Consider the following 20,728-nt stretch of genomic DNA (forward strand, 5'->3'; position numbering starts at 1 on the left):
AGGCGACCCTCGCCTCGGCCCAAGCCTTCCTCTACGCCGCTGCCGTCATGATCCTCGTTCGACGGCTAGGACGCGCCTCATGACTTATCGGACGGACTCTGAGCGTCCAGCTCCCCAGCGCGTACGGCTTCAATCAGCGTATCGATGACCGACGGCAGGTTGTCCAAGCTGCCCACCTCCACCGCTTGCTTGCCCTTGGCCAGCTCCAGCGGCTTGCCACCCACGCGGGCTGCGAAATGCACGGTGCCCGCGCCGTCTTCGAACCAACCCTTGCGCACGCGCCGGCTCACCTCGACCCTGACCCGCTCGCCCGCATCGTTCTTGCGGCTCACGAGGTTCTTGGGCGGAACGTACAGTTCGCTGGCCACCACCGCGCTGGCGAAGGCACGCTGATCGGCCAGGCTGCCGAGCAGCTTGTCACGAGCGCGAGCCAGCGGATCGCCAGCTGTGGCGATGGGGGCGGCGTTGCTGAGCTTGAGCGTCTTGAGCACCGACATCTACGTCTCCGTTGGATCCCGTGTGGATCTCATGCCTGGACGCTACTGCCGTTGGCCTGCCGTTCAACCGAAAATTGCTCTCGATGTGCCCTCTATGAGACTGAATGGGTGTAAGCCAGTTCGTATCTTGTATGTAAAAATTATAAAAATTACACCTACATGCCCCCTACACTTGTACGTAATCTCTCGAATCCCCCTCTCTTGCTCATAAGCCATTCCACGTAATCCCTGATGTCTTTGTCTTTCCACCAATCTCTTTGCAACGACAGGGCTGTGCCATCCCATGAAAGCTTTGCCGACGACATTTTGTAATCGGCTTCGATTCGAAACTTCATAGAATATCGAACGAGGCTCTTAATATTATTGCCTACGTCCTTGCGATGGTCGAACGCCTTAAGGTTCACCTGATAGGGAGAGCCATGCCCCTTGGCTCTAACAGCTTCAACGAATTCATCCTGGCTAACTCCACCCAGGCAGACAATCGCGTGGAGGTGGGGCTGCCACACCGTATCGTCGTGGCGGTTCGCGAACTGCGGCCACCCCAAGCTTTCCATCGCAAGTTTTTTGTTCCGGCCAAACCCGTGGAAGTCCTTCCAATCATGCCTCTCCATCTCCCACCAGCCCGTGTACCGCACGGTGTTCCATCGGGGATCGGTTTTTCTCCTGTTCCGGATCATGTTCCGAAGACGAGTCTCAGTTCTACCCATACAGGGGTCAACCGCCTTCAGGTCCGTTGTGGGGGGCACCAACACTGTGAGGAACGCCATGTTCTCGTTTGCCGCCCCAGCGAAGGTGCGTTTGATCGCAATGCCAGTTTGTTTGCCCCGGTTCTTCATGAAGCACCGAGGGCACAGGGGAACCCGGCAGAGCCTCATGTTGTTGCCGCTGTCGTCCATACTCCCGCAGTCATCCATCCTATCATACTGAGGATGGTACAGACCGATGGCTCGCATCACACGGCTGCGCTGCTCCTCCATGCCCTGGGATAACGTACGGATCTGACGACGATCACCCCGGTTCAGCGTCTTGATCAGATCACGTTGTAAATCTGCTAATGCTTTACTTCTCATTGTCCTCGACCAATTCGATGTGTTTATGCCCTCACATCTAATTTATACCAATTGAAAACCGGCCTTCGACCACAATGATACGACAGGTTGAGGCCGCCTTTTAGAGACCAGCCCACCTCACCGATTTGGCGAAACACTTTAGCTCCTACTTCCGCCCTACTGTTTAAGCTTTCGCGTGCCAAATGAGTAATAATTGTGCTTCTTCACTTGTAGTCAACGACGCAAGGCAGCAATGCACGATCGCAATAGTTTTGCCTGCGGTCGGTGAATTTCCTCATCAACCTGTTGCGGCGACAGATGGTAGATGACGTTCTCAATGAACTGCTTTTGGGTAAACCCGTCTAAATTTGCCAGCCAGGGTCTATGATCTAAGGCGCTCTTGCGTATGGGAAATTCCTCCTCAAGTACTTCGATCCGATCGAGCCATTTCGTATCACCCTCCGCCGCATTCACTTCACGGAACTCGTTCTGATCCTCCGCGCTCATTTCATCAAAATCAGCTCGCAGTTCCAGGGCCTCATCCGCCAAACGCTCAGCCTGCTGCTTGTTCATTATGAGAGTACTGCGTCGGTAAATGTCGCGGAAACGGTCCCAATAGTATTGGGCATCTCCGCTTAGTGGAGGCAAACTGTCGTTGCTGCGCTGAAATCGATTTTCCTCCAGCATTGCTTTGTAATTGTCCCACTCCGCATCATTGAAGAGTGGCCGAAGCTGGCTGACTGGCAGCCGCCCTGCAGGTGATCGTTCCAGCGTTCGCAAGGTGCTTTCCAAATCAAGCACTCTTCGTCGATTGTCGTCCATTGCGGTCTCCAAAGCAGAAGCCGCGCTGGTTTCCCAGCGCGGCTTTTGTCGTCATTTTAGGTGGTCAGATCAGGCTGCTTTTGTAGCAGTCTGCGCGCTAGCCTTGAGGTCCACCGACACACCGTTTCCGGTTCGGTAACCCTTGCTTGCCGGTTTGGCCTTGGTGTCAGTTTCCTGGCTCACCACGTAGGAACGAACGAACTGCACGATTTCATCGGCTGAAAGAGGCTTGCTCTTTTTCACCATCGTCTTGCCGTTCACGACACATGCAAACAAGACGGCGAAACCATCGTGAAGCGTGTCATCGTCCGGCATGAAGGGAAGTTCACACAGCGTTTCCGCTGCACGAGCCTTTTCCTTCTCACCCGGCTTCCAAGACACCACCGACGGTGTTCGAGTGTTGCCGCGCGCTGCCTGAACCGCGGCAATAATGCCGAAGATCTTCTTCCGCCCGTTGTACTCAAACGTCTCGATGAAGTTCACAGCCTCCTCTGGCTTGATGCCATGGGTCATCAGATAATCCAAAACGGTGGCGTACTTCTCGCTGGACCGATTGGGTCTCCAGATGCTTGTCACTTGCCCATGAGGAGCTGGCTTGCCATCGGGTAGCATGTATTCCCCTTCCGTCACGCGAACGAACGGAAGGAGAGTGTTGCCACCCTGTTGCGCAGCTGGAACTTTGAGGCGATCACGCTCGATGATGAACTTTCCGTACAAATTCTCGTCGTTTATCACTCTGAGAATGAATTCGAGAATTTCACCAATGTGAGCGTAAACTCGCAGATGTCCGGCTCGATAATATGCTGCGGTGGTATGGGAGCTCTGTTGAAGCTTCAACACCCACGAAGCCACGCTCGGCACGGCGGTCGCAGCCTGAGGAGACTGAGAGTTAGCAATGTTTGCAACAGCATTGGTCATGGGACTGGTTCCAGCTAGTTTTGAACCTACCGGGCCGCATAGGCGGTTACCGTGTTCTGCATGTCATCCCAACAACGGAAGTGGCTGAACGCCACTGTTCGCTGTTATGATACATCACAAGCAATGCTTGACCGGATTTTAGTCCGGGCACTAACTGAACTTTGTCAGACCTTTACACCTCCGTTGTTGCCGACGAAAAAATCATTATACGAATAGACTCGATTGTCAATGTGCTATTACTCTGTAGGGGCTAATTTATGCAAATTAACCTTGCTCGTTTCGAACGATGCAGATTGTTGGTTCCCCTCACTACTAGTGAGGAGTTTTTGCAGGCAAGCTGCCCTCCATGGCAGCCGAGGAGGAAGGCGAATATGGACGATCGGATTGCGCGCAATATTCGGAATATCCGATCCCTTGAAGATCTTGCTCAGTTCGAAATTAACGCACGCGCAAAAAGGGCGCTTGACGATGAGATGGGTGCTGCCATTCGCGACCGAACAGGCGAGCTCGGACGCAACCTCATCGCGGATCGAACCGGTCTCGACCTCACCGATCTATCCCCTGCCGAAGAGAAAATCGTCCGAGCTATCAGCATCTATGCGGGCATGAAGAAGCGTGAAGGCAGCAATGCCAATCGCACCATAGGGCAAATCGAGCGGCAGGGATTGCTCGGTGCAGCAGAAATTTCTGTCATGAGCCGCAAGCCCACTGCGGGCTATGAGGCGCTCGCTGCGGCCGATCACGCTGAGCTGACCTACGAGCAGATTGTCATTGATCACTCGGAGGAGTTCTCACCCCGCGCACTGTGGTTTGCGCGCAATACGCTCAAGCTCCCCAATGCGACCGACAAGCCGCCCGCCAGAGCCATCACGCCAGTCCAGGCACGGACTGAGGCCCTGTTGAAATGGTTGCATGGGCGCAGAAGCGCAAATGGGGAGCTATCACCCCACTCAAACGCTCAAGCTGCTGCGGCGTTGGGTATGGACGAGATGCACCGACATGGTCGGGTGTTTGGCAACATTCAGTCGCGCATCGATTATGCCTGCTACGTTAGCGGTCTGCCACCGCTTGGGCTGACGGCTGACGCACCTTTCGAACGAGCATGGCAGCGCGAAGAGCGATCTTGGAGCTTTCCGCTGTCCACAATGCAGGTGGCGGCACAAGCGCACCGATGGCACGACAAAGACTTCGATGCTGTCCTGCGGGAAACTGAGCGTTTGCCCGGGCAAGCGCATTTGAGTTGGCGCAAAGAACTACGGGAGAACGAAGGGCGCATCCGCGAGTGGGCCTTTGGCTTACAAAAGGGGTCTGCGCCCACCCCTGAAGCCGAGGTTGAGGCGGATGCGGGACTTGATACGGACGCACCTACGCGCCGGAACCCGGCATGGTCGCGCGATGAGTTGATCCTCGCGTTGGATCTGTATCTTCGTCATCGTACCGCGCTGCCTGGCAAAGAAAGCATTGAGGTTGTAGATCTATCGAACTTCCTCTGCAGATTGCGGCAAACCCACGATCTCGACAACGCAGCAACCTTCCGAAACGCTAACGGCGTTTACATGAAGATGATGAACTTTCGCCGTTTCGATCCGGACTATTTGGCGGAAGGCAAGGTCGGTCTTACACGAGGTAACAGGCTGGAAGAGGCCATCTGGGAAGAGTTTAGCAACAATCCGATGCAATTGGCGGAAGCGGTGGCATCCATTCGACGATTACCATATGCAGGTCTACTGAAAGGCTTGAGCGTTCAGCCAGATGAACCGCCTTATTGGGTTTTCGTTTGTAATCCGAAAAGGTGGGCAATTGACCGGTTCATCGCCGAAGGCATCGAGGTTGACACCTGGGGCGTTCGTCCATCGGATCGTGAGCGATTTGCACCCGGTCAGCTGGGGCTCGTACGTGTTGGCATTGACCGGCGCTCGATGGCAGAGCGTGCTGGAGCCTCGCCACTTGAAGCGGGCATCTACGCGCTGTGCACGGTCGAGAGCAGCGCATTTGCGAGCACGGGTGCCAGCGATGCGTTCTGGGGAGAGGGCGAGGCACGTGAGCCAGGCTGGCCGACGATCCGTATGCGGTACCTGCAAACCTATCTGAACCAGCCGTTGACGATCACGACATTGCGTGAAGCCGCTCCGCAAATCTCACCCTTGCTATTGAACGGTCATCAAGCCGCTTCGTTTCCCCTGGCGGCGGCTGACTTCCATGCCGTGTTGAAGCTGCTCGGCGGGCTAAATGATGCTAAGTTGGTTTCGGAAAGTGAGCCAGACACATTCGATAAGCTTGCGGCGCTCGAACAGAAGTACCTTTCTGCGTGCCCTGAGGTGAAACAGGGGCTCAGTCGCAAAATCGAGCGTGGCCCGGTCGGAGCGCTGATTAAGCGCGCGAATGGGTTTCGTTGCCAGCTATGCGAGGCACTCGGGCAAAACCCGATTGGCTTCAAAAAGGCCAATGGTGAGCCCTACGTCGAAGCTCATCATGTCATGCCGGTCTCAACTCTTATGGTAGGATCGCTTGCGGCGTCGAACGTGATGACGCTGTGCGCCAACCATCACCGTGAGGTGCATTATGGGGATGTCACAATCACGGTACTGGATGAGGTTTTTGAAGCGTCAATAGGTGGCGAGACGGTGGTGGTATCGCGTAACATCGTACCGTTCAAAGCCGCGTAAGCTCTCGGGCTACGTTGGCGCATGCATTGTCCTATACCGCAGGCAGCAGGATCGCAGCCGCCTCGGCGGTGTTTCCATCCTCTGAACCAGCTACGATCCGCACCACCGATCCTTTCGGTGCCGCATCGTTCCACATCGGTGCGACAACGAACTAAGCATATGTACCCGCGATCCGTACCGGCCCGTGTCAGGCTGCTGTATTACCTACGCCGAGGACGGAGCCGATCACCCGTCTCAGCTGACAAGGAGGTTTCAATAAACCCAATTTGAAACGTTAAAGCCGATATTACCATTCAAAGCCTGGAATCTACGCTAGGGACTGAGTGAAGAACCGAGCTCCAACAGCTCAGAAACATCATAAAAGTTATAACTTATGACGTTCCGTTTTGAGCTAAGTATTTGTGATCGTTGAATAAATATCTAGGCTCGCTCTTTCAGCCTATTGGAAACAGCATGTTTTGTCGCTGATCCGCGCAGGACATGAGATTTCGATGAAGCAGGCTAGGGTACCCTCTGAAGCCGAGTTCAAGCGGCTGGTAGCAGTGGTGAGCCAGGGCAAACTTGGGCCGCGGAACCGTATGGCTCTGATGATGAGCTACCTTGCCGGGCTACGGGTGGGGGAAATCGCATCCCTTGAGTGGGGCGACCTTGTCGACGGAGATGGCAAGATTCGCGAGCAGCTTCGGCTCAGCGCGGCTGTCACCAAGGGCGGGTATGCCCGTGTGGTGTTCATGAACGCTCGGCTGCGCAAAGAGGTGGAGCAATACCGGAGCAGCCTCACGGAGCTCCCAGCCCTGCTGCAGCCCGTACTGATTACTCAGAAGCGCTCTGCGTTCAGCGCGAACACATTGTGCCAGCTCATGAGGGGTTGGTATGATCTCGCTGGGTTGGATGGCGGATCAAGCCACAGCGGCCGGCGGTGGTTCATTACAAAGCTCGCTCATGCCGGGATCTCGCCCAAGGCCATCATGATGCTCGCCGGGCATCGGCATCTCTCGACGACGCAGCGGTATATCGACGTCAACGATGAGATGATGCGCGCTGCCGTGGAGATCCTCTGACCTTCACGACAGCTCAGCGTTCGCCTACGTTGCAGATCGCTGCTCAGGCCGCCTCAGCCAGCGGAGCCCGGCTCGGCGTATCCATCGCGCGCATGTACACGTCCAGCAGCGTCTCGTGCTCGTCACGCTCGTCCTGGTCGAGTTTGCGCAGCTTGAGGATCTCCTTGAGGATCTTCACGTCCAGACCCTCGCCCTTGGCTTCCATGAAGATCTCCTTCTTGGCTTCCATGAGGTCCTTGATCTCTTCTTCAACCTTCTCCACGCGCTCGATGATCGAGCGGATGCGGTCGCCGGCAACGCCAACGGTGTCGATGGTGTCGGACATGCTCTCTCCCTGGGCTGTTCCAATCCGCAACCTGGCGGGGTTTGGTAAGCGAGAGGTTAAGGCGACTGGCAGGATATTGATGGTTCCACCATCAGGGTGGCAAACCTGCCGCTCGCTGAGTAACGTTGGTGTGCTTCGCAGGCCCGCAGCAGCGTCTTGAACCTTATGACCCGCTGATTGCCACCAGGATTAGCGCATCAGGCGCCACAGCTGTGCTGCTGAACAGTTTTTCACAGCGATGTATTGGTACGTGTGAGCCGCATCGTACAGCTTAATGCCCTTAACTCTTCCAGCTCCTTTGCCTTTACTATGACTTGTTTCGTATTGAGAACAAATTAGGAATTCGGGTCGGCCTTCAAGTCAATGCGGGGTTGCCAATCACCCCCAACCCCCTCATGGCTCGGTTGCTGAGTCCCTTGAGCAGCACCTTTCGGACAGTGCCATGTACAACCTATTTGTGTCAGGAAACGAAGAGAGCTGGAATGGCGATCCTTGGAATATCGAGAGGGGCCGTTGCGTCTACGAGTACACGTCAGACGCCTTGCGGGACCGTTACGGCAAGCTGGATCAGGCTGCCATCGCAGAGCTGAAACGCTTTCCCTCCGTTTTTGCCTACGAGTCGGGCCACGAGCGCAGTCCGAAGTTCGGGATGATCCGCGACGTCATCGTTCGGCAGGTCGAAGTACGGGTAGTTTATGAATTATTTGACGTTGATCCATTTTTGGGTTTTGAAGATTTGAATACGCTAAGATTCGAGCTCGATATTGCTAAAATGGAGATGTACCGGACCCACTGGGCCGTAAAGGACGTGGATCTGACGGCCGTTCTAAACGCCCAAGGCATAGCGCTGCCCGGATGGGCGCGATATCCAGGTCGGGGCATCAATATCCGCACCCACGAATTCGAGGTAGCACTTTCGTTTCCCGGCGAAGAGAGAGACTTGATCGAGAAGATCGCCCGCGAGCTTGAGCATCGGTTGGGACCAGACAGATATTTTTATGACCGCAATTATCCGGGTCAGCTCGCTCGGCCAAACATGGACCTGCTCCTCCAGCAAATCTATGGTGAGCGCTCTAAGATTATCGTGGTTTTCATTAGCGGCCACTACCAATTGAAGGACTGGTGCGGCATCGAGTTTCGCGCAATCCGCGACATAATCTTACGGCGTGACCACGACCGGATTATGCTCATCCGAACGGGCGATGGCGAAGTTGAGGGGATACGGGCGACGGATGGCTATGTGGACGCCCGCAGACACTCGCCCGAGGAGCTTGCTGCCTTCATCGAGCAGAGAATCGGAGAGCTTCAGCCGTAACGCTCATCGAGGCGGCTGCCGTTGTCACCGCAAATCCGCAGTCGGCTGTTGCGGGTATGCGTTCCGCACGGCACGCAAAGGAGGTCGTCGCTTTGCGGCCCGGTGAGCGTTGGAAGCGTCGGCTTCCGAGAGGAGAACTTGCATTGGCCGTGGATTACAACCGAGGTCAGCTCCAGGCCAACCCTACACTAACTTCGAACTTGGACTACCGCGTGGGGACCGCTTAGAATTATAACCCCATTCATAAAAAACGCTTGAAATCGAACGCCGATCGAATGAACCCAGCCAAGCTTTCGAGCCTTATCCGCTTTCATCTTTCGGAGATGGGCGCGAAGAACGCCCATCATGAGTTCGAGCATCTCGCTCGTCATGTAGCCCGTGCCCGTATCGCCAGCAACATTCTCCCGGCAACAGGGCCCGTGAGCAGCGGCGGTGACGGGGGCCGCGACTTCGAAACCTTCAAGACGCAGCATACGTCACCCGCTCCTCCTGGAAACCGCTTCGCCGCACGTTCCAGTGGTGATCGTTGGCTTGTCTTCGACTGCAGCCTGGAGAAAAAGATTGAAGCAAAAATACGAAGAGATGTTCGGTCCCTCGTCGCGAGAGGTGATGTCGATGAAATAATTTATTTTTGTGAAACGAATTTACCGATCGCGAAGCGCCTTAGATTGATCAAAGCAGCCAATGACGGTGGCGTACAACTTCAGATTTTCGATGGTAACGCGATTGCCGAATGGTTAGCCGAGCCAGATATCTTCTGGATCGCTCAGGAATTCCTTCACATACCGTCCGAGGTCGCGCCATTCGGCAACCTCGAAGAGGGTTACATCGAGAATCGGCGGAAATGGGACAAGTGCATCCCGATCCCCGTTAGTCGAGCGCATTTCCTCGAAATCAAAGCGGGCCTCCGCAAGGCGACTTTCGACGATGCCGTGCGCCCAGATCAACGCTTCTGGCTCGACAAGATGGCCACATTTATAACCGGTCAATCGCAGCGAAGTCTTGCACGGGATGCAATGTACGAGATCGCCGTAGGCAATCTCCGCGGCAAAGGCGACATGACTCCCGCGGCTGGTCTCGTTGTCGACTACTTCAGCGATGTCGCACAACATCTCAGTATCGGCGAACTCACGGACGCTGCCTGTCTGTCGACCTACGGCCTCGGTGGTTTCGGACTTGGACAGTACGACGTCGACCCGGTGGAATTGTTTTCGCGCCGCATCGAGGTTGTTGGCCTCGTCGAGGCATGCCTTAAGGAGCCCGGCATCGGCCCGGGGCGGCGGAGCGGACTGCTTCGAATTCGGGGCGACCTGGAAATGACCCCGGCCGGACCCGACCTCGATCGCGATCTCGGTCGGGCATTCAAGTTCTGGAACGAGATGCTCGACCATGCAGCAAGCGCTCCAACGTTCCCAATCGAGCAGTTCACCGATTTTCTGTCAAAGATCGTCGTTCAGCTCGGCGAAAACAAAGATCTTCTAGCGCTCGCTTCGCGTGCCGACGATCTGCTTGCTACGCGTGCCGGTAGCGCCGCGGCCGGCGAAAAGGCGATCGATCGAGCTTACGGCCTGCTCGACCGGGGCGACATCACAGCCGCCGTTCGCGAACTCCATAAGGCGAAAATTAAGTGGTTTCTAGGTGACCAACTCACCGGTGCGCTTCGGGTCCTATTACTCCTCGCCGATCAGTACGGCAGGCTCGGCTTAGCCTACGCTTCTAAATATTATGCGTTGGCTGCCGCTAGCATCGCCCGCTACGAGGGGCCCAGTAGGGTTGGAAATGTGCTGCCTCTCGCGCTGCTCGACGTTCTCGATGCGGAAGATGCAGCCGGAAATTCGCTCGGCTTCATGCAGCTCGTCCCAGCGATGCTCGACATCCACGTTCAGTACGATCCTGATCCGATGGACCTGGCCAAGCACCCGCGGATCCAGGAGAACCTCAATCAGCTGGCCGCATTGCTCGGCTTCCTCCAGCGCGGAAACGCTGCAGCTCGCGAACGCGTTGATGCTGTCGCCACCGGTTGGCCTCCGGAGATCAAGGAGCCCATCTGGAAGGGAGCAGCTATCCGAGAGGGCTTTTGGAACGAGGGCAGTTGGGACGATGTCTGGTCAGGCATCGAGGGTTCGATGCTCGACAGGCCTTTCGGCGATCTCGGAGAAACGCGGTGCGTCCGCTGGAGCGCCCTCGGGATAGATTGGTCCTGTGAATTCGCGAACCGCTATGTGACGACCCCTGCGGCCGAGCAACTGATTGCAGAGTTGCAACTCGCAGGCTGCGCGATGGCCGATCGCGACCTGGGCATCATTCCGTGTTCGGTAAAAATCAAACTGACGCTTGAACCAAATCAGGACAGTTTGAGGTTCGAGCTCTCCAGCAACGGCGATCAAGAGGTGGATGTTATCCTTCCCATGGCAGATCGGACCGAAGACAATATCATCGACTGTGCCTTATTTTTCACCGAGGTAATTTTTTCTTGTTCTTCTCTTCAAGAAAAAGAACTAATGAACGCAATTGATGCTTCGGATTTTACGCCGCTCTTTGTCGGTCGTCCGTACGCAGAACTTTACCGAAACTTTGTCTCTGCCGAGTTGTTTGCAGAGGACGTTAGGGCAGGCGCAGGTTCTTTCGAGTCTGAACGTGAGTTTCATTCGCGAGCCGGAGAGCGAGTTCGATGGTTCGAAGGGCCTGGGCCGACCTACGAAGCAGAACTTGCCAAGGCCGATGCCCGGCATCGTTATGAACATGCGCTACCCGCGATCCGGTTCACGTTGGAGCGCCTGAAAGCGGACGCCGACGCGATGGGCCGCCTCCTAGCGATGCGTGAGAAGGGAATGAAAGACTGGGAAATTTTGAGCATCTTGAGCAACATCGCAATGAACCATCGGTTGGTTCAGCGCGGCGTGCCAGAAGATCAGTTTCGAGAAGTTGGCCCCAAAATCGCGGCCGCTCCTGAGACAGCTGAAGACGCGCTCGATCCAGACATTTTCTCGAATGAGATGATTAAGCCTCATTCCGACGTCTACCTCGGGGCGTTCCTAAATAGTCGACAGCTTCGGGCTCCTCCATTCCTGCGCATCAGAGGTCTCGAGAAGTTTCTAATCACTCGCTACCGCCTCCGGGAAGACGATGTTGATCACCCGGATTTTTTTGGATGGTCCGACCGCACGAACGGCAACCATCCCGCTGAGAAATAGCTGGGCGAAACGATTTGTGGTCCGATCACTCCCAGCCGGCCAAACAATGCGCTCCTCAATGCCGCCTGCCTCCATGACGTCGATCCCGTCGCCTTGTTCGCGTGCCGAAGACCGCGTCGCGAAGTCGTCAGGCCTGCTTACCGCTTTCGGTGGTCGGAAGCACGGCGAAAGCATGGTGCTCGGCCTGAGTATTGGCATCCGAAGGGGCGATCGGGAGCTACTTTTCGAGTTCAAAGTTATGCACCTGTGCGGTCCAGCAAAGCTGAAAAAGCTCCGGGAGCGTGACCTAGCTGAAATCCGGTCTGCCGATCGATGGCTTACCCCTTTTCCGCCGGCGGCCGATCCGACACTCGAGAAGGAAGCATTTGGTCGGAATCTCTAGCTCTCAGGCTTCGCCATCGGCGGTGCGCGCGGCACTATAGGCCACGGCCAACCGTTCGCAGAGCGCCGAGAGGTCATCTCCCGGTTCGATCTTGCCGGAGTAGCACCGGAAATATCCGACGATCGTGGAGGTCAGCGGTTGAGAGGCCGGCATCGTGACTATAGAGTGATCCAAGGCACCGGCCGCACTCCAGCGGCTCTTCAATCTCGGAACAGCGGAAGCAGGTCTGATGGTGCCGGGCGTCATTAGAAACTCGATCCCGGCAGCCTTCAGAAGTTCGAACTCCCATGGTCCACGAATATGGACGTCGGTTCTGATCGGGCCATCGCCGCGCCACCCGAGATCGATCACCTGCTCGCCAACCCGAACGTCGATGACATGCTGGGTCAGGTCGCTCTGGTTGATCCCGTGGACCCTTTACGGCGCAGCTGGAGCGAATAGTCCCCGGCCTGCGAGAGTATTAGCATGGGTTCCATGATCTACCTTTCAGTCGGCCGCCTTGAGGTGGACTGGGGGAAGAACCACGGATTTCGCGACTACAGCCGGCTTTTCCAGGAAGGCGATGTTGCGCCTGTTCCCTATTGGTACGCCGATGAAGACGGCTCACTGATCTGCGAAATGAAGGAGGGTCTGAGCAGACCCTTGAGCCAAATTGTCAAACGGATCTATTTGCTTGGCCATTCTGAAATCTACGCCCGGCGCGAATATAGCCATTTAAGCCAGCTAAACGACTTTGACAAAGAAATTTTTTCTTTTGATGATCTTGCGGCGGTTCTTTCTACTGTTGACGTTCAAAGTCTAGATCCAAACTATGGTGAGGGAGGAGAAGATTTCGGAAAATTTTTCCGAAGGGAGCTGGCTCCACGCCTCAGCATCGAGATTCGCGACAACCCGAATCTGGGTCAAGGCATGGAGAATCTTTCTGCCGAGACGATTCTTCTTCTGCTCGCCAAAAACCCAAGCGCTCAACACCTATCGGTGACATGGCAGTTCGCCGATCTCGAAGCAGGAGGATGGGAGCCAAGGGAGTCTTTCGTCAAGCAGCTCTCCACGGTGGACCGCGTGTTGCTCGTCACCGAAGGAAGCTCAGACGGCCACATCATCCGTCGCGGCCTCGAGTTGCTGCACCCTGAGATTGCTGACTTCTTCTACTTCGCCGATGTCAAGGAAGGCTACCCATTCTCCGGCGAAGGAAATCTTGCAAACTTTGCCAAAGGACTGGCAAGTATCGATGTTATCAACGATATTATCTTTATTTTCGACAATGATGCGGCGGGCGTTGCAGGACGTGACAAGATCGCAAGCCTCGGAGCTCGGGATAATATGCGGGTTGTCACTCTTCCTGATCTCGATGCCTTCCACTCTTTCAGGACGATCGGCCCAATGGGCGAGCGTCTCGCGAACATTAATGGCTGCGCCGTAGCGATCGAATGCTACCTGGATCTCGGAGTAGACCCTATCGTTCGTTGGACCAGTTACAATTCCGCGGTCGACCGCTACCAGGGCGAGCTAATCGATAAGACCCGCTATGCACGAGAGTTCATCAAATACCAGAATTTACCACCCGGCTATGATCTGTCAAAGCTTGCCGCGTTGCTTGATATGCTCATCGCGACTTATGCCGCGATGAAAGAGAAAGCACGACTCGCCACCATAGATGAATATATGCTGCCCGATGCGTAGGGGCGGCGCTCTTTGAGGTCCATTGCCTCGGTTCTACCTCCCAAGTGGACCGATAAGAATCCACCAGGTTCGGCGACGCCACTTCCGATCCAAACCGGCTGTACGTGACGACATTGTTGCTGGCGGAAAGTGGACGTAAGCCCCGTAGCCGCGGAGAGCAGGAAATGGCCGAAAGCCGTCCGTCTGCTCGACGTCGAAAAGGCGGGGAAGGCCGCCATCGCGTTCCGCTGCGCCCAAACTCGACTCGAATTTGGAGACGTCGGGTTCTGGGCAGATACGAGGGACCGCCTCGCGCCAGGTGGCAAAACGACCTGGGGCTAGTGATGTGTTGGAAACGTGAATGCGATCGCTATAACTTGAGCATCTTGACTGAGGCGTTTTCAGAAGGAAGGATCGTTCTTTGAACTGGAGCAAATTGCGGCTGCTAATTTATCCAACTTCCCTTCCGGTCGGGTTAGACGAAAATCAGCTACCTGGCTCGTACATTGAAAGTCTTTTGGAAAACCTGCTTATTCCGCCTGAGAAGGAGGTGTTGATAAATAGCAAGCTTGAACACGCGTGCCAAAAATTGGCGATGATGTGTCTAGCGGCTGAGCGCGCAAAAGAGGCTGAACGCGATTTTTATTCCAAAACAATCAAGGAAGCTCCGGCTCTCTACGGAGATGACGCGATTGCGATTGGTTATCATCTTGAGGCGTTCATATTCTTCGCTCGGTCATCGCTAGATCTGGCCTCTACGATTTTTAGCTCTCTCCTGCTCGACCGAAAATGCGACAGCTTCAATGATCTAAGCAAAAAGATCACAGGGCCGGAATCTAAATTTCGCGAACTGGCAGCATATTTTCAGCCCCTAAGAGACGACGATCACAGCTGGTTCTCTGTTTTGTGCGGGGCTGAGAGAGGGCGTGCGCTTAGGGATAAGGTCACGCACCAAATCGCATTTCCGATCGCGTACGCGGAGTTGCGGCTTGCTTCGGAGAAGGAGTCTCCAGTCGTGCGGCTGTCAAAGACCACGACGAAGCCGCTGGACGAGTTTCTGGACGCAGTGCGGGACGGTGTAGTCGCCAATTTTTTGAAGTTAGAAAACGAGCTCAAGAGCTTGCATGATAGTGGCACGACCCCTGCGATCTGAGCTAGCGGAGAGTAAGTCTGGCATCCTGGAATGACTAGACGATGAAGCGATCGAGGTTCACCGATAAGGAGTGCATCGGGAACCTGCACGATTAGGAGGCGGGCGGTACTGTCCACACGCAGGCCCGCTTTTCTGAGCCCGGTTCGCGAATGCAGACGGGGGGATCACCACCTATATCGGCCGTAGGTCACTGCCTCACCGAGCCGCCGACGAGCGGACATTCCCAGCTTCTGCAAAGGGTCAACTTCTGACTCGATCAGGCGCGTGTCCACTCCGGACGAAGGCGGTCCGCCACACGTTCAAGCCGCACCTGCCCATAATGTTTGTCGATCATGACGAGAGATGTGCGGCAGTTGCGGGCCACGTCCATGACCTCAGCGCCGTTGGCCAGCTGCTCGCTGATGTAGAAATGGCGAAGCGAGTACGGCGTGCGCTTGATACCGCGGTGATCCCGCTCCAGGCCAGCCGCTTTGAGCAGTTCGGTGAAGCCGTTGGCCACCGAGCTCACGCGTTTGCCCTGCTCGCTCGCGAACACCGGATCGTTGTCCTGGGGTTCCCGCCCCATGCTGCGCTGGAACAGCATCCACAGCGTGTCGAACCAGGGGATCGCGGCCTTCTGCGGAATGGTCTTGCCGCTCTTGCCCTTGCCGCGCACCTGCAAACGGATGTCCCGCTGGTCCACAGGCTTGCTCCTGCCCGCACGGTAGCCCAGCACGTCACCCCAGGTGAGATTGTACATCTCGGTGGGCCGGAGTCCTGAGAACGCGCCGATCATCACATACGCGTGAAGCAGCGTGCGATCGCGCCGGGTGTGGTCGTCCAGACGCTTGATGCGCCAGCTGCGCCGGTCACTGGCGTTCACCACAGCGCCCGTGCCATCCATGATGGGATCCACCAGCCGGCTGAGGCTCACGGCTTCCAGCCGGGCAAACTCATGGGGCTCAAAGCTGGGCCGCCGGTTGTCAGGGGCTCTGCGCGCTTTGATCGTGATCTCGGGTGGTGTCTTCAGGTAGCCCTGTCGTGAGGCCCAGCGCAGAAGCGCACGCAGCACTACGGTCTCACCGCGCTGCCGGCTCACGGTGGGCACAGAGCGCTTGACGGGCCGTTGCAAGCGGTGCCCGCCCCGCTCGTACTCGATGTGCGTGATGAGCTTGCCCGGGCCTTCCGTCCAATAGGTGCGCCGCCACTCCACGTAGCGCTCCAGGTCGGTGTCGTTGATCGTGTCGATGGGCTTGGAGCCAAAGTAGGGAATGAAGAAGCGGCGAATCATTGCGGGTTCGCTCTTGCCCTGATCGGCTCGCCGCTCGCCTCGCTCCACCTCACGCAGGATCTGCGCGATGAACTCCTCCGCCACAGGCTCAAAGCCATGGGCTTTGGCCGACAGTCCCTGCTTGGCCCTGTAGGTGGCCTCGTACCAGATGGCATCGGCCCGGCGCTCAGCCTCAGCCCGGTCGTCGGTGTCCAGAGAGCGTTTGAGCTGCCCCTGCCCTCGCACGCTGAAGCGCATCTGCCACCGGGTGCTGCCCTTGCGCTGGAACAGCTGGTAGCGCTCAGCTGGAGCGCTGGCTGGGGTGCTCACGATGCGCCCTGTCTGGTTATTTTGGTGCGGATGACTGCGCTAGAAGTGCGCTAGGCTGCTCCCTAAGCCCCCACGAAACCCTTAAGGGCAAAGGACATTTTTTGGAGCTGCGCTAGCACTGAGCTAGCTGTAGTGCCGTTTTCGGCGGTCTCAAAGAGCCCATGAAAAAGCCCGCTAAGTCATTGACCTAGCGGGCTAAATTCATGGTAGCGAGGGAGAGATTTGAACTCCCGACACAAGGATTATGATCTGAACGCAAGTACGGCTAAGTTATTGATCTAACAGGGTTCGCTGGGAACTGCGCTAGCACTGCGCTAGATAGCAGTGATCCATCAGTATGCCACGTATTTTTCCTCGAGGACGCGTATTGACAGCGTTCGCTTGTTAAGAAATGTTTACAGCAGATCAGCCACGCCAGGGTCATAGGAGCGCCCCGAGTTGGTGTCCAATCGACACCCGTCAACTATTATCGTCGTAGCCATTCGCGGTTGCGATGAGATTGTGTGACAGGCAAAGGGAGTGTGGTTCGGAGTTTAGGGGCAATATACCGCCCTTCGTATCGGTGATAGCGCAAGCGAACCGACTCCGCTGAGGGCAGAAACACCTCAGTACCTTTCGCATATAGCGGGAGGGTGAGTTTCTCGGGGTTACCGAGAGGCTTAGCCTTGATCAGGCGATCTATCGACGTGCAAGGGCACGCGGTGGATCGCCTATGCATGCTTGCATTGTATGGCCCCCTGCGTCTTTTGCCCGTCGTCTCTTGCAACGACGTCTGCAGAAAGGCTGCAACATGGCACGACAAGGCATTACAAACGACCCATTCCTAGTTTTTCCAGGCCCGACCTCTTCGGGTTGTGTGGTTTCGGCGATTGGATCGGTTAGATCTACGAATGACGGATCTGTCATTTTGGGTGATCGAGCCAGTAACAGGCCTCTAGCCATCCTTGATCCATCCGACTTCCCTGGTGAACACAAGGACAATCTGAACCTCATCATCCGGGACATCAGCCGTGCTGTGGCACAGCACAACATCGGTCGGAAGGTCGATCTCCCATCTTGGGCTTTGATCGACCTCGACTGACACAATGAGAAGGGGAGCCCGCACGGGCTCCCCTTTTTTGTTGCGCCAGTACTTGTTCCCTCCCCCTATTGAGGACTACTAAGTGTCTGCACGAAATGAACTTTATGAGTGGTGTAAAACTTCCGATGGGGACACAGGAACCGCTACACCACCCGGTGATCGCCCATCCCTCAAGACGCGCCTCCGGGCTTCATCCAAATCCTTCGTCGCGCCACCCATTCACATAGCCTGCGGGGTCGATGCGGAATGGGTCACGCGGGTCGATGCCGTTACGGGCAAGCCTTACAACCAGATCCTCAGTTACCAGCTGGTGCTCGACTTTAACGGCCAGCGCGTTGAAATCATTCGCTATACAGCCGGCAAAACGCGGCGGTACAGGCTGACATTGGAGCGCCTGCTGGAGCTGGGTATTCGGAAGGCGATTAAGGATGGCGTGCTTCCGGACTGGCCCGATCGGATAACGGTGTTTTGCCACTTCCTGCGCGCTGACATTACTGCGTTCGATAACTTCTGGCCACGCAAGCGCGAGTTCGATGGCATCGGGCGAACATTCACCGCTGCCTCGGTGCGCTATAATCTCGACCTAGCGCCGGAAGACGCTGAGCCTTCCAAGCGAAAGAGCGGTGAAGGCCGTCGAAAATCGATGAGCCTGTGGACTGGTGGTCGAGGGCGTGCTCCTCGACGCGTGTCCGTGCGCTTCGTTGACACCATGCTTCTCACACCAGGCCGGGGGAGCCTCGAAACGGCGGCTCAGCTGATCGGCACAACGAAGGTGCCGTTGCCAGCTGGGCACAAGATCGAAAATATGGATCGGCTGCTCGCAGCCAATCGCGAGGCGTTCGAAGCCTACGCGCTTCAAGATGCCCGGATTGCGCTGGATTACGGTCAGGAGCTTCAGCGGCTCTCCGATGAAATCGGCCTCAAGCGACTGCCTTCCTCTCTCGCGGGTTTCGCTCTCGCCGTCGTCAGGCAGGAGATCGAACGCACCGGTATTTCGCTTCAAGAGGCATTCGGGTTCGAAACGTTCAAGCGCACCGTCTACAGTGAAGCTCGACGCAGCTATCGCACTGTAACTGAGCGGCAATCCGTGTTCTCGCGGCAGGTGTTCGATGAGATTGCAGCGTTAGGCTATCACGGCGGCCGGGGTGAAGCCTACGTTTTTGGACCCACCAAGGTAAGCACTTATTACGATCTCGATCTCCCCAGTGCCTACACCAGCGTGATGTGCCTGCTGCGACCGCTGGACTATGCCAAAGCTCGTATGTCCCGGTACGCTGATGAATTCGCACCTGATGTGATGGGGGTGGCTCAGGTCAAGTTCGCGTTTCCCTCAGGCACTCGCTTTCCCTGCTTGCCAGTTCGAGACGATGACATCCTGCTGTTCCCGCTCGAAGGCATCAGCGTATGCACATCGCCTGAGATCGCCGCGGCGCTGTCGATGGGTGCCGAAGTTGAAATCCTCATGGGTGTCATCATTCCCTGGGCATCTGACCTACCAATTTTCGAGAGCTTCACCCGGCGCGTACAAACGCACCGACGAGAGGCCGGGAAGGGCTCGCTGCGCGCCCAGCTCTGGAAGGAGATCGGCAACAGCTTGTACGGGAAGACCGCGCAAGGCGTGCATCAGAAGCGGGTGTTCGATCCTCGGCGCGGCCGAACCGATGCCATGCCACCCTCGGCTATCACGTCGCCCTGGTTCGCGGCTTATGTGACTGGATTCGTTCGAGCCCTGTTAGGTGAAATACTCGCTGCTGTACCCGAGCACCGATCAGTCGTGAGCGCCACCACAGATGGTCTTTTGACTGACGCGTCGCTTTCCGAGCTGCAGTTGGACGGTCCCCTCTGCGGGATGTTCCGAGACGTTCGTGAGCACATGTTTGGTCCCGGCGAAGTCCTTGAAGAAAAGCATCGGGTGGCCCAGCCAGTGCAGATGCGGACCCGTGGGGTGTTCACGGGTGCTTTTCTGCCAGGCTACGCAGAGCCGGCGCTAGCCAAAGCTGGCGTGAAGCCTGATGTGCCGCGGGACCAGCACAACGACTACATGTTGCGCCTTTTTCTAAACCGTGAACCCGAACAGCAACATGCTCAGACTTCATTGATCTCGCTTCAAGAGCAGTGGCTCACCGAGAGCGATCTCGTGGGGATTACGAAGAACCCTCGGTTGAATTTGGAGTATGATTTCAAACGGCGCCCCGTTCGAGCCGTGGAGCGTGCCGTACAGGGCAGGATGCACGTGGCTTTCGATAGCGTGCCCTGGCGCAACGTTGCGGAGGCAAGAGAAGCGATCTCACGTTTCAAAGGCTGGCGTCGCGGTCAGCTGAGGCTTCTCAAGGCGCTGCCCGATTTCCTGGCCTGGGAGGCCTACCACACCATGGCTGCGCCCGTACGCGCGGCAGGGGTGGGGTTGCGTGGCGATGGCCCCTTGGGACACCTCTATCGACAGTTCCTGCGGGCACTTGTTCGCGGTGAATGGGGGGTAAGCCTAATTGATCCCGATACTGGCGACCGCAGCACCTATGGCGACATCGTGCACTGGCTCATCACGATTGGATTTCCGGATGCCTGCGTGGACGATCTCAAAAACGCCAAGCGAAGCTCGGCTAAACTGGCCGCTCAGACGATCTACCTGAATCATGATGTGGCTCAGCTTCTCAGGGCTATCGTTGAACAATATCCCGAATTCAATTTGAATCAGGCCATACACCCGGATCACCTGGCGGAAGCTCAGTCTCTGTTCCAGTGATCAAGGTCTGACCTTTGGTCCCCCGAGGGGTCTGCAACGAGTGCAGGCCGTGTGAAAACGCCGCCGCTTATCGATACCGGAGAACGATATTCTGCGTTGATGATGTCCCAGCGTGCGGAACGCCGGTTCTGATGCATTCGAACGCTCGCTATGGTGCCGAAGGCAGCGCCACGGGGAAAAGCATTCTACCATCCTCGACCGTGCGGACGTTTTCACACGACCTCAGTGGGAAGCAGACCCTAATCCGTTACGCTGAAGCGGACCTTCCCGCTTATGGCTTA

Annotated in this window: 14 protein-coding genes; 7 read left to right on the plus strand and 7 right to left on the minus strand. The window is 56.4% G+C overall.

What is annotated here, in order from left to right; all coding sequences use genetic code 11:
* Nucleotides 1-77: 77 nt before the first annotated feature.
* The 4 genes from ASF58_RS23960 to ASF58_RS26370 form a co-directional block, all read right to left on the minus strand.
* Nucleotides 78-497: a DUF6641 family protein gene (locus ASF58_RS23960; RefSeq protein WP_055958822.1), complete on the minus strand. Its 420-nt coding sequence runs from the start codon at nucleotides 495-497 to the stop codon at nucleotides 78-80.
* Nucleotides 498-652: 155 nt separating this feature from the next.
* Nucleotides 653-1,393 (minus strand): hypothetical protein, encoded by a 741-nt coding sequence (locus ASF58_RS26360; RefSeq protein WP_156375873.1) that lies wholly within the window; start codon nucleotides 1,391-1,393, stop codon nucleotides 653-655.
* 387 nt (nucleotides 1,394-1,780) lie between these two features.
* Nucleotides 1,781-2,368: a hypothetical protein gene (locus ASF58_RS26365; RefSeq protein ID WP_156375874.1), complete on the minus strand. Its 588-nt coding sequence runs from the start codon at nucleotides 2,366-2,368 to the stop codon at nucleotides 1,781-1,783.
* Between the two features lie 69 nt (nucleotides 2,369-2,437).
* Nucleotides 2,438-3,286 carry a hypothetical protein gene (locus ASF58_RS26370; RefSeq protein WP_156375875.1) on the minus strand — a complete coding sequence of 283 codons (849 nt, stop codon included), beginning with the start codon at nucleotides 3,284-3,286 and terminating at the stop codon, nucleotides 2,438-2,440.
* A gap of 371 nt (nucleotides 3,287-3,657) precedes the next feature.
* On the opposite strand from ASF58_RS26370, the gene ASF58_RS26375 reads away from it, so the two are divergent.
* Together ASF58_RS26375 and ASF58_RS23970 are read left to right on the plus strand one after the other, a co-directional pair.
* The gene (locus ASF58_RS26375; protein WP_156375876.1) at nucleotides 3,658-5,952 is read left to right on the plus strand and encodes an HNH endonuclease; all 2,295 of its coding nucleotides are present in this window, start codon (nucleotides 3,658-3,660) and stop codon (nucleotides 5,950-5,952) included.
* Between the two features lie 491 nt (nucleotides 5,953-6,443).
* Nucleotides 6,444-7,013, plus strand: coding sequence for a site-specific integrase (locus tag ASF58_RS23970; protein ID WP_055958827.1), 570 nt, complete (start codon nucleotides 6,444-6,446; stop codon nucleotides 7,011-7,013).
* Between the two features lie 43 nt (nucleotides 7,014-7,056).
* Here ASF58_RS23970 and ASF58_RS23975 read toward each other — a convergent pair whose 3' ends face one another.
* Complete coding sequence (locus ASF58_RS23975) at nucleotides 7,057-7,338, minus strand: DUF2312 domain-containing protein (RefSeq protein ID WP_055958830.1); 282 nt, start codon at nucleotides 7,336-7,338, stop codon at nucleotides 7,057-7,059.
* A gap of 442 nt (nucleotides 7,339-7,780) precedes the next feature.
* Here ASF58_RS23975 and ASF58_RS23980 point away from each other — a divergent pair, with 442 nt between their 5' ends.
* The gene (locus ASF58_RS23980; RefSeq protein WP_055958834.1) at nucleotides 7,781-8,653 is read left to right on the plus strand and encodes a TIR domain-containing protein; all 873 of its coding nucleotides are present in this window, start codon (nucleotides 7,781-7,783) and stop codon (nucleotides 8,651-8,653) included.
* Nucleotides 8,654-8,928: 275 nt separating this feature from the next.
* Nucleotides 8,929-11,847, plus strand: a complete 2,919-nt coding sequence (locus tag ASF58_RS23990; RefSeq protein ID WP_156375877.1) for a hypothetical protein — start codon at nucleotides 8,929-8,931, stop codon at nucleotides 11,845-11,847.
* A gap of 385 nt (nucleotides 11,848-12,232) precedes the next feature.
* Here ASF58_RS23990 and ASF58_RS26380 read toward each other — a convergent pair whose 3' ends face one another.
* On the minus strand, nucleotides 12,233-12,580 hold the full coding sequence (locus tag ASF58_RS26380) for a hypothetical protein (protein ID WP_156375878.1): 348 nt from the start codon (nucleotides 12,578-12,580) through the stop codon (nucleotides 12,233-12,235).
* A gap of 114 nt (nucleotides 12,581-12,694) precedes the next feature.
* Here ASF58_RS26380 and ASF58_RS26385 point away from each other — a divergent pair, with 114 nt between their 5' ends.
* Both ASF58_RS26385 and ASF58_RS26390 read left to right on the plus strand, forming a co-directional pair.
* On the plus strand, nucleotides 12,695-13,912 hold the full coding sequence (locus ASF58_RS26385) for a HEPN/Toprim-associated domain-containing protein (RefSeq protein ID WP_156375879.1): 1,218 nt from the start codon (nucleotides 12,695-12,697) through the stop codon (nucleotides 13,910-13,912).
* 400 nt (nucleotides 13,913-14,312) lie between these two features.
* Nucleotides 14,313-15,044, plus strand: a complete 732-nt coding sequence (locus ASF58_RS26390) for a hypothetical protein (protein ID WP_156375880.1) — start codon at nucleotides 14,313-14,315, stop codon at nucleotides 15,042-15,044.
* A 256-nt stretch (nucleotides 15,045-15,300) separates the two neighbouring features.
* Here the strand turns inward: ASF58_RS26390 and ASF58_RS24005 are convergent, their stop codons facing one another.
* Complete coding sequence (locus ASF58_RS24005; protein WP_055958849.1) at nucleotides 15,301-16,623, minus strand: site-specific integrase; 1,323 nt, start codon at nucleotides 16,621-16,623, stop codon at nucleotides 15,301-15,303.
* 1,163 nt (nucleotides 16,624-17,786) lie between these two features.
* On the opposite strand from ASF58_RS24005, the gene ASF58_RS24010 reads away from it, so the two are divergent.
* Nucleotides 17,787-20,447 carry a DNA polymerase gene (locus ASF58_RS24010; RefSeq protein ID WP_156375881.1) on the plus strand — a complete coding sequence of 887 codons (2,661 nt, stop codon included), beginning with the start codon at nucleotides 17,787-17,789 and terminating at the stop codon, nucleotides 20,445-20,447.
* Nucleotides 20,448-20,728: the final 281 nt, after the last annotated feature.

The organism is Methylobacterium sp. Leaf125 (assembly GCF_001423085.1).
Lineage (GTDB): Bacteria > Pseudomonadota > Alphaproteobacteria > Rhizobiales > Beijerinckiaceae > Methylobacterium.